This is a genomic window from Jatrophihabitans sp., assembly GCF_051960575.1.
Taxonomy (GTDB): Bacteria; Actinomycetota; Actinomycetes; order Mycobacteriales; family Jatrophihabitantaceae; genus JBQCEE01.
In genome coordinates this window covers 1-14,287 of the sequence record NZ_JBQCEE010000033.1, presented here as the reverse complement: position 1 = coordinate 14,287, position 14,287 = coordinate 1, and the positions used below count along the sequence as shown (strand labels likewise).

Sequence of the window (14,287 nt, the reverse complement as noted above, 5' to 3'; positions counted from 1 at the left end):
CTCCGCCGCGGGGCGCCACGACCCGGTGGTGTGGCCGTGGCTGTCGCACGCGATGCACCACTGGGCGCCGCTGTCGAGCGCGGGCGAGCCGAACGGCTGGGGCCTCGCGGCGGTGGCCGACGACGTCGCGCTGAAGAACGGGTGGGCGCAGCATCCGGACGTGCTGGGACGGCTGCGGGCCGACCTCGACACCACCGGCTTCGTGCAGCACGACCGGTACGCCGTCGTGCAGCTGAGCGACGCGGCGCCCGCGTACTACTTCACGCGCGGCGAGTCGATCGTCACGGCCGCGGCGGCCCGGCTGGTCTCTGGGCTCGGGGTCAGCGCGACGAGCGAGCGCGCAGGTGGTCGCCCAGCTGCTCGTTGAGGCGCAGCACCTCGTCGGTGCGGCGGCGGGCCTCGAGGGCGGCGAGATCGGTGTCGAGGTCGAGCCAGTCGGGCCGACCGTCGGACGGTGACGGCTGCTCGGCCGGAACCTGGGCGGCGGCGCGCCCGTACCGCGACTCGAGCACACCGTTGAGGCGCTCGCCGACGGCGCGCACCCGCTCGCCCGAGCGGGTGGTCAGGTCGCGCACCGCGGCCGCGACGAGGTCGACGTCGAGGCCGGTGCGCTGCTTGACCGCCTGCCGCCGCGCCGCCTGGCGGGCGGCCTTGCGCGCCTGCAGCTCGCGTTCGGCCTGCTCGGCCCACTCGCGCCAGCGCCGGTACTGCTCGCGGCGGCGGCGTTCGCGCCGTCGCGAGCCGAGCACGGCCAGCACGCCGGTGACGGCGGCCGACGCGACGACGAACCATGCGGGCGCGCCGCCGGCCAGGCCGACGAGGACGACCGCGACGCCGAGCAGCACCATGCGTCCATTGTGGCCGCCCGGGGCCCGGGCGGCCACGTCCCGTGACCGTCGTCCGACGGTCAGTGGGGCAGACCCTTGAGCAGGTTGCGGGCGATGACGATCCGCTGGATCTGGTTGGTGCCCTCGTAGATCTGGGTGATCTTCGCGTCGCGCATCATGCGTTCGAGCGGGAAGTCGCGGGTGTAGCCGGCGCCGCCGAGCAGTTGGACGGCGTCGGTGGTGATCTGCATCGCCGCGTCGGAGGCGAAGGCCTTGGCGGCGGCGCCGAAGTAGGCGAGGTCGGCCTCGTCGCGCTCGGACTTCGCGGCGGCGGCGTAGACGAGCTGGCGGGCGGCCTCGAGCTTCATGGCCATGTCGGCGAGCATGAACTGGATGCCCTGGAACTCCGCCACGGCCTTGCCGAACTGCTTGCGCTCCTTGACATAGGCGAGCGCGGCGTCCAGGGCGCCCTGGGCGAGGCCGACGGCCTGCGCGCCGATGGTGATGCGGGTGTGGTCGAGGGTGCGCAGCGCGATCTTGAGGCCCTGCCCCTCGTCGCCGACGAGCCGCTCGGCCGGCAGGTGCACGTCGTCGAAGAGCAGCTCGCGGGTCGGTGAGCCCTTGATGCCGAGCTTGCGTTCCTTCTCGCCGAACGTGAACCCCTGGTCGGTCTTCTCGACGACGAAGGCGGAGATGCCGCGCGACCCGGCGTCGGGGTCGGTGACGGCCATGACGGTGTAGTAGTCGGCGACGCCGGCGTTGGTGATCCACGACTTCTGGCCGCGCAGGGTCCAGCCGTCGGCGGTCTTCGTGGCGCGGGTGCGCATCGACGCGGTGTCCGAGCCGGCGTCGCGCTCGGACAGGCCGTAGGCGAACATCGCCTCGCCGCGGGCGACCGGCGGCAGGTAGCGGCGCTTGACGTCGTCGTTGCCCGCGAGGATCACCGGCATCGAGCCGAGCTTGTTCACCGCCGGGATCAGCGAGGACGACACGCAGCCGCGCGCGACCTCCTCGATCACCAGGCAGGTGGCCAGCGCGTCGGCGCCCATGCCGTCGTACTGCTCGGCGATGTGCGGGGCGTGGAAGCCGGCCGAGCGCAGCGCGTCGTAAGCCTCCTGCGGGAAGCGCGCCTCCTCGTCCACCTCGGCGGCATGCGGGGCCACCTCGTTGTCGACGAGTTTGCGCACACTCGCGCGAAGGTCGTCGTACTCGACACCGAGCTGGTAGAGGTGGAAATCGCTCATGGCTGCTCTGCTCCTCGGACGCGCGTGGGCGGCGCCGGTGATGGGGTGGGCCGGTGCCAGCGTCCAAAGTACTCGGACGTCCGAGGAAAAGTCCGGGTGAAGTCGCTCACCGGAGGGCGGTCCGTAGGGTCGGCGGTGTGCCCCTGCCTGCCGATGCCCGCGTCCGCTACGGCGAGGCCGCACTCGCCGACGTCCTGCCCTCCGGACTCGCCGCGATGGGGGTGGCCGGCGAGCGCGACGTGCTCGGCCTGGGAGAGGCCCGCGGCGTCGTCGTGCTCCTGGTCGACGGGCTCGGCTGGAACCTGCTGCGCGCGCGGGCGGCCTCGGCGCCGTTCCTGTCCGGCCTGTCCGGGCGCGCGCTGACCGCCGGCTTCCCGACCACCACCTCGGTGAGCCTGGCGTCGCTCGGCACCGGCCTGCCGCCGGGCGAGCACGCGATCACCGGCTACACCAGCCGGCTGGGCGACGACCCCGACCCGGTGAACTGGCTGTCGTGGCGGCGTGCGCACGCGGCCACCCCGCTGCTCGAGACTTACCCGCCCGAGCAGGTGCAGCCGCACGCGACCGCGCTCGAGCGCGGCGAGCGCGCCGGGCTCGACGTCTCGGTCGTCTCGTCCCACGGCTTCGAGGGCACCGGGCTGACCCGGGCCGTGCTGCGTGGCGGCACCTTCCGCGGCGTCTTCACCCCGGCCGACCTGGTGGCGCGGGTCGCCGACGCGGCCGCGCTGCCTCGCCCGCTCGTCTACTGCTACACCGGCGACCTCGACCTCGTGGGCCACGTGCGCGGGCCGAACGATCCGGCGTGGGACCTGCAGCTCGGCCTCGTCGACCGGGTCGTCGAGCTCATCGCCGCCCGCCTGCCCGCTGGGGTGCGGCTCCTCGTGACGGCCGACCACGGCATGGTCGAGGTGCCGGACGACGCCCGCGTCGACTACGACGACGACCCCGGCCTCAAGGCCGACGTCGAGCTCATCGCCGGCGAGGCGCGCATGCGGCACGTGCACGTCCGCGCCGGGAAGGCGGCGGCGGTCGCCGACCGCTGGCGCGACACCGTCGGCGACCGGTTCGACGTCGTCCTGCGCGAGGACGCGGTCGGGCGCGGTTGGTTCGGGCCGACCGTCACGCCGACGGCACTCGACCGGATCGGTGACGTGCTCGTCGTCGCGGCCTCCGACGGCGCGATCGTCCGCTCGCGCGCGGAGCCGCGCGTCGCCCGCATGCGCGGGCACCACGGCGCGCTCACCGACGACGAACTGCTCGTGCCGCTGCTGCAGCACCTGGGCTGAACCGCACCGTCTCAGGCGTTTTGTCGGTTTTGCACCCGCTTCCACCGCGCTGCAACCGCCTGTGAGCAGTGTCCGCCTCCGTCAGGCCGATCGACGCGATCGGCCGCCCGACGAACGGAGGAGACATGACCGACACCGCCCGCCGTGACGCGCTGGAGCGCATGGCCACCGACCCCGCCTTCGCCGCGCGGGTGCGCACCGATCCGGATGCCGTCGCCCGTGAGCTCGGCCTGAGCGCCGACGACATCGCCGCGCTCGCCGCGCTGGGCCAGAGCCCCGACGCCGGCGGTGCCGCGCTGCTCGGCGAGCGGCTCTCGAAGTCGGCGTTGGCCTTCGGCGGCACGATGTCCGCCCTGTTCGGTCACCACGCGCCGGATGCCGGTTTCACCGCCGGTCTGCACCCGGCCCAGCCCGAGTTCACCGGCGGCGTCCACCCGGCCGAGTCCGGCTTCGACGGTGGCGTCCACGAGTCCTACCCGACCGGGGGCGGGTTCGTGCCCGCGGCGATCACGACGCCGGACGATGTCACCGCGCCGGGGCATCTCGAGGCCGGGCTCGGTTCGTACTACCACGGCGTCTCCGATCCTCAGCCGTCGGACGCAGCCGGTCAGCTGGCTGCGGGCACGCACCACGAGGTGCCGCAACCGGGCGGCGGCAATCCGGTCGCGGGAAGCTACGCGCCCCCCGGCGGCGGCAACCACGTCGTCGAGCACCTCGGCGCGGCCGGCGGCGACGAGACGCGGCAGAGCGGCTACTACGGCGGTCAGCCGACCGACGGTGACGGCGCTGCGCCCGGCGTCAGCCTGCTCGACGCCGGCACGCATCACGCGGTGCCGCACGTCGGAGGCGGCGACCCGGCCGGCGACGACGGGCTCCGGCCGCTGGTGGTGCCGCCGATGTCGGCCGAGGGCGGCGATGACGGCGGCGGCGAGGGCCCCGTACAGGGCATCAGCCTGCTCGACGCCGGCGTGCACCACGGCATGCCGCACCACGGCGGCGACGACGCGGGGTACAAGGGCGACGGCGACGGTGGGGACAAGCCGAAGGGCGATGGCCCGAAGCCGCCGAAGCTGGACGGCCTGCTCAACGTCGACAACCCGGCCGCGCACAGCGCCGCTGGGCACGACGACGCGGGGTACAAGGGCGACGGCGACGGTGGGGACAAGCCGAAGGGCGATGGCCCGAAGCCGCCGAAGCTGGACGGCCTGGGCATCGACGCCCGCACCGTCGACGCCGCGTCGCTGAACTCGGCGACGGCGGCGACGGTCGCCGCACCGCTCACCGAGTCGCCCGCGTCCTGAGTCGGTCGGGCCGAGCGAGGAGGTGCCGCCGTGCTGTGTTCGTCGTGCCGCGTCCATGTCCGACGCGACTTCCCGTACTGCCTGCGCTGCGGCACCCCTCGCCGGGGTGCCCGGGCGAGCGACTTCGCCGCACCCCAGCTCGTCCGCGCGGACGGGCCGGCGGTGAGCCTCACCCGGCCCCGGACGACGATCGGGCGCGACCCCGACTGCGACGTCGTGCTCGACGACCCGAGCGTCTCGCGCCGCCACGCCACCGTGGTGCGGGGGCGTGCCGGGTTCACCGTCGAGGACCTCGGCTCGCTCAACGGCACCACGGTCGACGGGCAGCGGGCCGGCGCACGCGGCATCCCCGTGCGCGACGGGGCGCACCTCACGGTGGGTGACGTCGCGCTGCGCTTCGTCCAGCCGCGCACGACGATGGTCGGCGGGCGCACCGAGTTCCGCGGCACCGAGCACACCGTGCTCGGTTCCGTCACCGACGACGAGGCGCCCACGGCCACCGAACCGCTCACCGTGCGTCCGCGGCGGCGCAGCGGTTGGGCGCTGAAGCAGGTGCCGGGCTCGACCCGCGCGTGGGTGCTGCGCAACACCCGCACCGGCCAGTACCTCGAGCTCGACGACCGCGACGTCTTCCTCTGGAACCAGCTCGCCGACGACGTCGCGGTGCGCGACCTGCTGTTCGCCTACGCCGAGCAGTACGGCGAGCTGGCGCTGCCCCGCATCGAGCGAACCTTGCGCGCGTTCGCCGCGATCGATCTCGTGCGGGGGCTGCCCGGCCAGCGCACGACCGACCAGTCGTCGCTCGCGCGCCGTGTCGGACGGGCGGTGCTGACCGCGTTGCTGCGGTTGCAGGTCTCGATCCGCGGGCTCGACGGCGCGCTCGGCCGGCTGTACCAGGCGGTCGGCTGGCGATGCTTCACGCGCACCGGCGTCGTCCTGCTCTGGCTGGTGATCCTCGGCGGGCTGGTCGCGTTCGCCCGCGCGACGCACCGCGAGCGGCTGTTCTCGCTGCACGGCGCGGGTCTCAGCGGTGCTCTGGTCGTCGGCGCCGGGTACCTGCTCGCCCTCGCCGTGCACGAGACCGCGCACGGGCTGGCGGTGAAGTCCTACGGCCGTCGGGTCAACCGCGGCGGCTTCATGATCATGATGGCGATGCCGTTCGCCTTCATGGACACGAGCGACATGTGGTTCGGCAGCAGGTGGTCGCGGGTGGTCGTCGCGCTCTCCGGGCCGATGTCGACCGCGGCGATCGCCGGCGTCGCCGCGGCCGGGGCGGCCTGGTTGCCCGCCGGCGTGGCGCCCGCGCTGCTGTTCCAGCTCGCCTTCGGCCTGTACATGAACACGCTCTACAACTTCAACCCGCTCATGCCGCTGGACGGGTATCAGGCCCTCGTCGACGCGTTGCGCATCCCGAGGCTGCGCGAACAGGCGATCGCCTATTTCGTCCGCGGGCTCTGGCACGACCTCCGCGCGCGCCGCCGGCCGGGTCTCGTCCAGCTCGGCCTGCTGGTCTACGGCCTGGCCTCGTGCGTCTCGCTGGTCGCCATGTCGGCGCTCGCCCTGGTCGCCTGGAACGGCCGGCTCGGCCCGCTCGTCCGCCGCGCGGTGCCCGCGCCCTGGGACCTCGTCGTGCTGGCCGCCGCGATCGTGCTCGTCACGCTGCCGATCTGGGTGCGGCTGGCGAAGGCGGCGGCGCGGCTCGCTCGTCGCCCGACGCGCGAGGCGGTCGCCCACGCCGAGCCGGCGGAGGTGATCGCATGAGCTGGACGGTGCCGGGCTACCGCGACGTGCGTCTGCTCGGCGAGGGTGCCTCCGGGCGGGTGATGCTCGCCGAGCACCTCGCCAGCGGCACCCGGGTTGCGATCAAGTACCTGTCCGATGCCGTGCTGGACGACGCCGAGCTGCTGCGCGGCCTGCGCAGCGAGGCGCGCGTGCTCGGCTCGCTGCACGACCCGCACGTCGCGACGGTGTACGAGTACGTCGAGCAGGCGCCGCACGCCGCGATCGTGCTGCAGCTCGTCGACGGCGCCCCGCTGCGCGCCATGCTGCGCGAGCACGGGCCGCTCGAGCCGGAGGCCGCGCTCGTCGTGCTGAAGGGCTCGCTGCTCGGCCTGGCCGCCGCCCACGAGCTGGGTGTCGTGCACCGCGACTACAAGCCCGAGAACGTGATCGTCACCGACGACGGCACGAGCATGCTGATCGACTTCGGCGTCGCGGTGCCGTCGGGCGCGGCGGGGTCGGTCGCCGGGACGCCCGGGTACATGGCGCCCGAGCAGTGGACGGGCGGCGCAGCCACGCCGGCCACCGACGTGTACGCCGCCACCGCCACCTTCCACGAGTGCCTGACCGGCGAACCGCCGTTCGTCGGCGACGTCGACCAGCTGCGCCGCCAGCACCAGCACGCGACGCCGGCATTCGACCTGGTCGACGAGCCGCTGCGCGGGCTCGTCCGGCACGGTCTGGCGAAGGACGCGGCGCGCCGGCCCCCGTCGGCGAGCGCCTTCGTGGCCGAGCTCGACGACATCGCGGTCGCGGCCTACGGCGCCGACTGGGAGGAGCGTGGACGCGACCGGCTGGCCCGGCGCGCAGCCCTGCTGCTCGCGCTGTTCCCGCTCGCCGGCGCCGGCCTGCCCGCCACCGATCTCGCGCTCACGAGGCTCGGCGCCGTGCGGACCTCCCGCGGACGGCTGCTCGCGGTGACGGCCGCGCTCACGCTCGTCGCCGGCGGGGGAGTCGCCGTCGCGCTCGTGCCGACCTCGAGCGGACACCATGCCACGCACCGTGCCGTCGCCGGCCCGGGCGGCCCGACGACCGCATCGACCGCCGGCACCGGCCCGTCCACGCCCGCGGAGCCGCACCCGACCCCGGCACGCACCCGCACGACTCCCATGGTGCGCCGTCACGGCGGTTCGCCGAGCGCGTCGCCGAGTTCGCCCGACCCGGCGTCGTCCGCGCCCGCGACCTCGACGACACCGACGTCGGCGCCACCGTCGCACCCGGCGCCACGACCGTCCTCGTCCGCGCGACCGGTGCCGCCACCGCCGACCCGGCCGCGACCGGGCCCGAGCCGCACGACCATACCGACACCGACGACACCACCGCCGCCGGCGCAGCACGTGCTCGTCACGATCACGTCCTTCGCGGCGGGCGGCACCGACGACTCGACACTCGTCGTGCACGTCGACACGACGACGAGCGCGCCGGTCACCCTCACCATCCGCTACCTCGGCGGCGCGACGAAGGGTGCACCGGGCGCGCAGGACGGTGCGGACGTCAGCGTGACGCTGTCCGGACGCACCGCCTACGACCTCAAGGACGGACACGTCTGGGCTGTCGACGCCAAGACGGGATGCCCGCCCGAGGTCTGGTTCGCCCGGGTCAGCACCGACCCTGCCGCCGACGACGGCACCCAGCAGACCTACACCGGAGCGCCGACATGTCCGTGACCACCGGCACCTGGCAGACCGAGGGCGACCACGCCGTGCTGCGGCTCGACCCCGCCGTCCTCACCGACGCCGCCCTGCGGGCGCGCGTGGTGGCCTGGTCGCGTGCGCAGCAGACGCTGCGCCCGCCCGGGCTCGCCCGGGTGCTCGACCTCGTGCAGCGCGAGGACGCCGATGGGGCAGCGGTCTGGCTGGTGGTCGACGGCGCCGCCTCACCCCCGTTCGAGCCGCTTTCCGCGCCGCCGGCGACGGTGGTCGCCGTGCTCGCCCGCACTGCCGAGATCCTGGCCGGGCTGCACGCCGCCGGCCGCGCGCACGGCGGGCTGCGCGCCGATGACATCGTGGTGTCGCCCGAGGTGCGCCTGCTCGGTGCGGGGCTGCGTCCGGCGCTCGACGGTGCGGGCGAGGACGCCGCCGCCGACGTCATGGCCTGGGCCGAGCTGGCCGAGGCATCGGCCGAAGCGCTCGCCGGGCGGGACGACGCCCGCTGCGCGGCGCTGCTGCGCGCCGCGGCGCGGGCGCGACGGGCCGGCCTGGCGAGCGCAGTGGAGATCCTGCCTCCGGCGGCGGTGGCCGACCCGGTGGTTGCAACGCCTGTTGAGACCGACGAGCTGCCGCGCGCGCTGCCGGCCGGCGCCACGATCCTGGGCCGCGGCGCACCGACACCGCCGGACGCGGATGGTCTGCTCCGCGCCGGCCCCGGCGTGCCGGAGGTCGCCAGGACAGGTCGTCGTGCCGCCACGCCGGGTCGAGGGCACCGCCGGGGGCGGCGGCGCGGACGCCGACTGCTCACGTCACTCGGCACGCTGCTGTTCGTCGCCGCCGTCGCGCTCGGCGTGCTGTGGTGGCGGGGCGAACTGAGCACGCTGCACGTCACCGACGTGACCGTCACGGCGCCGCCGGTGTCGCCGTGCGGTGACACCGTCGATGTGGCGGGTCGCATCTCGACGGACGGCGGCACCGGCCTGCTCACCTACCACTGGTTGCGCAACGACGGGGTCGACTCGGGCCCGGTCGACGTGCACGTGCGCCCGTGGCAGCGCAGCGTGGTCGTCCATCTGCGGTGGCGGCTGCAGGGTGAGGGACGCTTCCGCGCGACGGCCACCCTCGACGTGACGACACCGACCGAGGTCCGTGCGACGACGCACTTCACGTGGTCGTGCGCTCACGTCCGGGGGTGATCAGCCGATGCGTCCTGGGTGACGACTGCCGAGGACCGCGCCGAGCCCGCCGGGGCGAAGGCTGCCTCCGGCCCGCGCCGGCCGAGGTCGTTCGGCCGCACCGTCGGTGTCGGCCTGCTCGGCGCGGCCGCCGGGCTCGCCGTCCTGCTGTGGTGCACGTTGCGCTGGGCGCACGTCGCCGCCCCGCACGACACGCGACGTGCCGTGCTGTTCGGTGCATGGGTCGTGCACTACGACGACCAGCGGCCGCCGCTGCTCGCGGTGCTCGGCGCGATCGTGCTCATCCTGGCCAGTGCCGCCGGCGTTGCGATCATGGAGCGCCGCATCAGCGACCGCTCGCGCCGGTCGCGCGACGGCCTCGCGACGCCGCTCGCCCCGCGCGTCGTCATGGAGCGCACCCGCGGCGTCTTCGCCGGACCCGTGACGGTCACCGTGTTGATCCCCGCGCACAACGAGCAGACCTCGTTGCCGGCGACGCTGTCGTCGCTGCTCGCGCAGTCGTCCCCACCGCAGCGGATCGTGGTGGTCGCCGACAACTGCACCGACGACACGGTGACCGTCGCGCGCGCCGCCGGCGTCGAGGTGTTCGAGAGCCGCGACAACCACCACAAGAAGGCCGGTGCACTGAACCAGGCGCTCGCGGCGCTGCTGCCGGAGCAGGGCGACAACGACCTGGTGATGGTGATGGACGCCGACACGATCCTCGACGACGGCTTCCTCGCCGCGGCCGTCCACCGCTTCACCGACGACCGGGCGCTCATGGCCGTGGGCGGGCTGTTCTACGGCGAGGACGGCGCGGGCGTGCTCGGCCAGTTCCAGCGCAACGAGTACATCCGCTACTCGCGGGAGGTGCGCCGGCGCCGCGGACGGGTCTTCGTGCTGACCGGCACGGCCTCGCTGTTCCGCCCGGTCGGGCTGCGCACGGTCGCGGCATCGCGTGGCACCCTGCTGCCCGGGCGCACCGGCGACGTGTACGACACGGCCGCGCTGACCGAGGACAACGAGCTGACGATCGCGCTCAAGTCCCTCGGCGGGCTGATGCAGTCACCCGCCGCGTGCACGGTGGTCACCGAGGTCATGCCGACGTGGCGCACGCTCTGGGCGCAACGGCTGCGGTGGCAGCGCGGCGCGCTCGAGAACCTTGGGGCCTACGGCGTCACGCCGCAGACCTTCCGCTACTGGGCGCAGCAGCTGGGCATCGGCTACGGCGCGCTCGCCCTGTTCAGCTACTTCGTGCTGATGGCCGTGACGGCGCTGTCGGTCGACCGGTGGACCTGGTTCCCGTTCTGGATGGGGGTCGGCGTGCTGTTCATCGCCGAGCGCGTCGTGACGGTCTGGCGCGGCGGCTGGCGCGCCCGGCTGCTCGCCCTCGCGCTGCTACCCGAGCTGTACTACTCGGCCGTCCTGAACGCCGCCTTCCTCAAGGGCATCCTCGACATCACCCGTGGGCGTCAGGCGAGCTGGAAGCACGTCGAGCGCCCGACCACGCCGGCGGTGGCGGCATGAGCCCGGTGGCGACGGCCGTCGCGGGTCACGGCCTGCTGTTCGACGAGTCGCTGCTGCACTCGCCGGGCTTCGCGGTGCTCGGCGTGTTCGTCCTGCTCAACACCGTGATGTTCCTGGCCCTGTCGATCCTGAAGCTGCTGCCGAAGGTGTACGTCAGCGACTGGTTCACGTCGCGCAACCGCCGGGCCGAGACACGCAGCATCCACCCGGACGGCGTGGCGACGCCCGAACCGGCTGCGCCGCTCGTGGCCGCCGCCGCGGCCGGACCGGCCGACCCCGCGCCGTCCATCGAGCCAACCGAGCCGGTCGCGGCACCCGTCCGCAGCACCGTCGGTGGGGGCCGACACCGGGTCGCGGTCACCCCGCGGTCGGCGAAGGGCCGCTCGGCGCGCGTCGGCCGCTGACCGTCGCACGCTCTGCCAGGCTGACGGCGTGCACGGCGCCCTCGACGAACTGTTCCTCGCCGGGGCAGGGGCGGTCGCGGGCGTGATCGGCACGGCCGGTGGCATCACCTCGCTCGTGGCCTATCCGGCGCTGCTCGCCGTCGGCATCCCGCCGCTCGTCGCCAACGTGACGAACTCGGTCGCGCTGCTCGGCAGCGGTGCGAGCTCGACGCTGCAAGCCGGCCCCGACGTCGTCGGCCATGCCCGCACGCTGCGCACCTGGTTGCCGCTCGCGGTGACCTGCTCGCTGGCCGGCGCGGTGCTGCTGGTCGCCACCCCCGGGGCGGTGTTCGACGGGATCGTGCCGTTCCTCGTCGCCACCGGCTCGCTGCTGCTGCTCGCGCAGCCCGCGATCGGCCGTCGGCTCGCGCAGGGCACCTGGCGCGTGCCGCGGTCGGCCGTCGTCACCGCCGGTGCGCTCGTCGCCCTCTACAACGGGTACTTCGGCGCCGGCTCCGGCATCCTGTTCGTCGCGCTCCTGCTGCTGACCACCGAACCCGTGCTGCACCGCGCCAACTCGCTGAAGAACGCGATCCTGTTCGGTGCCGACCTGCTGCCGGCCGTGGTGTTCGCGCTGAACGGGCGCGTCGTCTGGTCGGCCGCGGCCGCGCTCGGCGCCGGTGCCGTGCTCGGCGGGCTGGTCGGCCCGTCGATCGCCCGTCGGGTGCCCGCGCACGTCCTGCGCGTGGTCATCGGCCTCGGCGGCCTCGGTCTGGCCGCGTGGCTCCTGCTGGACGCGATCGGCTGACCCTCGTTCCGGTGACGCTGTCAGCGGTTGCCGGGCGCCTGACAGTTCGGGCACCAGAACAGGTTGCGCCCGACGAGCGGCTCGGTGCGGATCGTCGTGCCGCAGAGCCGGCACGGCTCGTTCGCGTGCCGGTAGACGTAGATCGCCTCGCGGCGGTTCAGCGGGCCCCGCTTGCGCGGCCGGTCCTCCGGCCGCACGGTCACGATGCGCCCCGCCCGCACCCCGGCCTGCATCAGGGTGACGAGGTCGGGCCAGAGCTGCTGCCATGTCTCGTACGGGAGGTCGCGTCCGGGCAGGAACGGGTCGACGCGATGCCGGAACAGGATCTCCGCCCGGTAGACGTTGCCGATGCCCGCGATCACCTTCTGGTCCATCAGCAGCGCGGCGACGCTCGTGCGGCTGCGCGAGATGCGCTTGTAGGCGAGGTCGGCGTCGGCGTCGTTGCGCAGGGGATCGGGGCCGAGGCGGGCGAGCAGCGCGTCGAGCGTGGGTTCGTCGATGAGCTCGCACGCCGTGGGTCCGCGCAGGTCGGTCCAGGCGCCGCTGCCGATCAGCCGCAGGCGCAACGCGCCGCGGGGCTCCGGCGGCTCGCCCGAGCCGGTGGTGAACTTGCCGTACAGACCGAGGTGCACGTGCAGCGTGCGGTCGCCCTCGTACCGGTGCAGCAGGTGCTTGCCGTAGGCCTCGGTGCGCACCAGCCGGCGTCCGTCGATCAGCGCGGCACCCTCGGCGAAGCGACCCTGCGGACTGCTCGCGTGCAGGACCTGCCCGCCGAAGCGCTTCTGCTGGTCGCGGGCGAGCCGGTGGATCGTGTGGCCCTCAGGCATGCCGGCCCGTCCGCGTCATCCCTCGAATCTATGCGAAACCTGCGCAGGGCGGGAGCGGACGGGTCAGGCGTCCTGCTCCGTCGGGCGGATCAGCACCTCGTTGACCGCCACCCGACGCGGACGGGTGACGATGAAGCCGATCGTCTCGGCGATGTCGACCGCCTCCATGCGCTCCATGTCGGCGAAGCGCTGGGCCATCATCGGCTTGATCTCGTCGCGCAGGTGGTCGGTCAGCTCGGTGGCGACGGCACCCGGCTCGACCAGCGAGACGCGCACGTGGCGCTTGGTGACCTCCTGGCGCAGCGACTCGCCGAACGCGCCGATGCCGTGCTTGGTGAGGTTGTAGACGCCGCTGCCGTTGCGGGCCACCCGGCCCGCGACGCTGCTGACGAGGACGAGGTCGGTGACCCGACGCGGCTCCTGCTCGGCCGCGGCGAGCAGGTGCGGCAACGCCGCGTGCGCCGTGTACAGGACGCCCTTCACGTTCAGGTCGACCATGCGCTCCCACTCGTCGAGCGGCGCGTCGACGATCGGGCCGAGCAGCATGACGCCGGCGTTGGCGATCACGGTGTCGAGCCGGCCGAAGTGCTCGGCCGCCTGCTCGACCGCCGAGCGGGCCGACGCCTCCGACGTCACGTCGGCCTCGATGACGAAGGCACGGTCGCCGATCTCGGCGGCCAGGGCGTCGAGGCGGTCGCGGCGCCGGGCCGCGACCGCGACGTTCGCGCCGAGGGCGGCGAGTTCGAGCGCGGTCGCGTACCCGATCCCGCTGCTCGCGCCGGTGATGAGTGCCGTGGTCCCGTCCAGTCGATCAGCCATGCCCTCGACGCTACTTGTCCCGCCGTCAGCGGGCGCCGGGCGCGTTCGGATCGGTGGGGCGCCAGACGAAGCCGCCGATCGCCGGGTCGTCCTCGCCGTGCTCGCGCGTGTACATGCGGGCGGCGAGCCGCGCGTCGGTCATCTCCTGCCGCAGCGACGCGGCCGAGCTGCCGAGCGACGGCACCCGGTCGATCACATCCATCACCAGGTGGAAGCGGTCGAGGTCGTTCAGCATCACCATGTCGAACGGTGTCGTGGTGGTGCCCTCCTCCTTGTAGCCGCGCACGTGGATGTTGTGGTGGTTGGTGCGGCGGTAGGTCAGGCGGTGGATCAGCCAGGGGTAGCCGTGGTAGGCGAAGATCACCGGCTTGTCCCTCGTGAACAGCGTGTCGAAGTCGCGGTCCGACAAGCCGTGCGGGTGCTCGCGCTCCTGCTGCAGCCGCATGAGGTCGACCACGTTCACCACCCGCACCTTCAGGTCGGGCAGCCGCTCGCGCAGGATCGCCGCCGCCGCCACCGTCTCGAGCGTGGGCACGTCGCCGGCGCAGGCGAGCACGACGTCCGGCTCGCCGGTGGTGGTGCCGGCCCACTCCCAGATGCCGAGGCCCCGCGTGCAGTGCGCGATCGCCTCGTCCATCGTCAGGTAGGTGAGCGCCGGCTGC

13 protein-coding genes and 1 pseudogene are annotated in these 14,287 nt (G+C 74.1%); 9 read left to right on the top strand and 5 right to left on the bottom strand.

Features of this window, described 5'->3' with window-relative positions; genetic code table 11:
* The coding region (locus tag ACTHMS_RS01545; RefSeq protein ID WP_440304918.1) for a hypothetical protein at positions 1–367 on the top strand (367 nt) is incomplete at its 5' end.
* On the opposite strand, the gene ACTHMS_RS01540 is transcribed toward ACTHMS_RS01545, so the two are convergent.
* The gene (locus tag ACTHMS_RS01540; RefSeq protein ID WP_440304917.1) at positions 321–848 is read right to left on the bottom strand and encodes a hypothetical protein; all 528 of its coding nucleotides are present in this window, start codon (positions 846–848) and stop codon (positions 321–323) included. The genes ACTHMS_RS01545 and ACTHMS_RS01540 overlap by 47 nt on opposite strands.
* A gap of 59 nt (positions 849–907) precedes the next feature.
* A complete protein-coding gene (locus tag ACTHMS_RS01535; protein WP_440304916.1) occupies positions 908–2,071 on the bottom strand; it encodes an acyl-CoA dehydrogenase family protein in 1,164 nt (387 codons plus the stop codon).
* Between the two features lie 137 nt (positions 2,072–2,208).
* Here ACTHMS_RS01535 and ACTHMS_RS01530 point away from each other — a divergent pair, with 137 nt between their 5' ends.
* The 8 genes from ACTHMS_RS01530 to ACTHMS_RS01495 all read left to right on the top strand — a co-directional run bounded on the left by ACTHMS_RS01530 (position 2,209) and on the right by ACTHMS_RS01495 (position 11,979).
* Positions 2,209–3,357: an alkaline phosphatase family protein gene (locus ACTHMS_RS01530; RefSeq protein WP_440304915.1), complete on the top strand. Its 1,149-nt coding sequence runs from the start codon at positions 2,209–2,211 to the stop codon at positions 3,355–3,357.
* A gap of 125 nt (positions 3,358–3,482) precedes the next feature.
* On the top strand, positions 3,483–4,658 hold the full coding sequence (locus tag ACTHMS_RS01525) for a hypothetical protein (RefSeq protein WP_440304914.1): 1,176 nt from the start codon (positions 3,483–3,485) through the stop codon (positions 4,656–4,658).
* Between the two features lie 30 nt (positions 4,659–4,688).
* On the top strand, positions 4,689–6,419 hold the full coding sequence (locus ACTHMS_RS01520) for an FHA domain-containing protein (protein ID WP_440304913.1): 1,731 nt from the start codon (positions 4,689–4,691) through the stop codon (positions 6,417–6,419).
* Entirely contained in the window at positions 6,416–8,104 is a 1,689-nt protein-coding gene (locus ACTHMS_RS01515; RefSeq protein WP_440304912.1) for a serine/threonine-protein kinase, read from the top strand. The genes ACTHMS_RS01520 and ACTHMS_RS01515 overlap by 4 nt, the downstream gene beginning before the upstream one ends.
* Positions 8,095–9,282, top strand: a complete 1,188-nt coding sequence (locus tag ACTHMS_RS01510; RefSeq protein ID WP_440304911.1) for a hypothetical protein — start codon at positions 8,095–8,097, stop codon at positions 9,280–9,282. The genes ACTHMS_RS01515 and ACTHMS_RS01510 overlap by 10 nt, the downstream gene beginning before the upstream one ends.
* A 114-nt stretch (positions 9,283–9,396) precedes the next feature.
* Positions 9,397–10,788, top strand: a complete 1,392-nt coding sequence (locus ACTHMS_RS01505) for a glycosyltransferase (protein WP_440304919.1) — start codon at positions 9,397–9,399, stop codon at positions 10,786–10,788.
* A complete protein-coding gene (locus ACTHMS_RS01500) occupies positions 10,785–11,192 on the top strand; it encodes a hypothetical protein (protein WP_440304910.1) in 408 nt (135 codons plus the stop codon). The genes ACTHMS_RS01505 and ACTHMS_RS01500 overlap by 4 nt, the downstream gene beginning before the upstream one ends.
* A 28-nt stretch (positions 11,193–11,220) precedes the next feature.
* Positions 11,221–11,979 (top strand): sulfite exporter TauE/SafE family protein, encoded by a 759-nt coding sequence (locus tag ACTHMS_RS01495; RefSeq protein WP_440304909.1) that lies wholly within the window; start codon positions 11,221–11,223, stop codon positions 11,977–11,979.
* Between the two features lie 20 nt (positions 11,980–11,999).
* Here ACTHMS_RS01495 and ACTHMS_RS01490 read toward each other — a convergent pair whose 3' ends face one another.
* The 3 genes and pseudogenes from ACTHMS_RS01490 to ACTHMS_RS01480 all read right to left on the bottom strand — a co-directional run.
* A complete protein-coding gene (locus ACTHMS_RS01490) occupies positions 12,000–12,806 on the bottom strand; it encodes an Fpg/Nei family DNA glycosylase (protein WP_440304908.1) in 807 nt (268 codons plus the stop codon).
* Positions 12,807–12,869: 63 nt separating this feature from the next.
* On the bottom strand, positions 12,870–13,625 hold the full coding sequence (locus ACTHMS_RS01485) for an SDR family NAD(P)-dependent oxidoreductase (RefSeq protein ID WP_440304907.1): 756 nt from the start codon (positions 13,623–13,625) through the stop codon (positions 12,870–12,872).
* A 25-nt stretch (positions 13,626–13,650) separates the two neighbouring features.
* Positions 13,651–14,287 (bottom strand): annotated as a pseudogene (locus ACTHMS_RS01480) (phosphoketolase); the annotation flags it as partial.